1 protein-coding gene is annotated in these 863 nt (G+C 65.8%); it reads left to right on the top strand.

Translation table 11 applies throughout. The annotated features are described in order from the left end of the window. On the top strand, positions 1-863 hold an 863-nt coding region (locus tag B9Z49_RS21940), incomplete at both ends, for an Ig-like domain-containing protein (protein WP_158273573.1).

Raw genomic sequence — 863 nt, 5'->3', positions numbered from 1 at the left:
CTGGCCAAGCCGGGCATGGTCATCACCGTGAGCGACGGCACGACCACAACCCCCATCACCTTGACCGCCGCAGACGTGGCCAGCGGCTTTGTGCTGGCCAGCTTTACCAAGCCTGCAGAAGGGGCCACGCAGACCGTGACGGCCAAGCTGACCGACTTGGCGGGCAACCTGGGCACGCAGACGGTGAGCGACAGCGCCACGCTGGACACCACGGCGATCACGGTGGCAGTTACCCGCACCAGCACCACCAACGCCACCTTGGGCGCCGGTGGCAGCGAGGTGATCACCTTCACGCTGAGCGAGGCCAGCAGCAACTTTGCGTGGAACAACACGACCCAAAGCGGCGACATCGTGGTCACCGGCGGCACGCTGGGCGCACTCACGCAAACCGCCAACCCGCTGGTCTACACCGCCACCTTCACGCCCGCAGCCACCAGCACCGGCACGGCCACGATTGGCGTGCTGGCGGGCAAGTTCAGCGATGCGGCGCTCAACAACAACCTGGACACGTACACCAACCCGGCCACAGCGCCCGAGGTGTACGAGGCCAACAACCAGGTCAGCGTGCTGTACGACACCTTGCCACCCGCGCAAGTGGTCAGCTTCAGCAGCATGACCAAGGACAGCGGTGTCACGACCACGTCCACCATCAACAGCAACTGGCTGACGAACGACACGTCTGCGGGCCGCTTGGTCTCGGGCTTCTTGAGCGCGCCTTTGGGTGCGGGCGAGGTGGTCAATGTGTACGTGGGCGGCACCTTGATTGGCACCGCCACGGTGGCCCCGGGTGGCACGACGTGGGAGATCACCGATCTGGCGGGCTACGCCAGCAACGCCAGCTGGGAGTACACGGCCAAAGTGGC

It is taken from the genome of Limnohabitans sp. 2KL-51 (assembly GCF_003063645.1).
GTDB lineage: Bacteria > Pseudomonadota > Gammaproteobacteria > Burkholderiales > Burkholderiaceae_C > Limnohabitans_A.
Note: the sequence above shows the minus strand (reverse complement) of the source record. Positions and strands in the feature narration are given on the sequence as shown.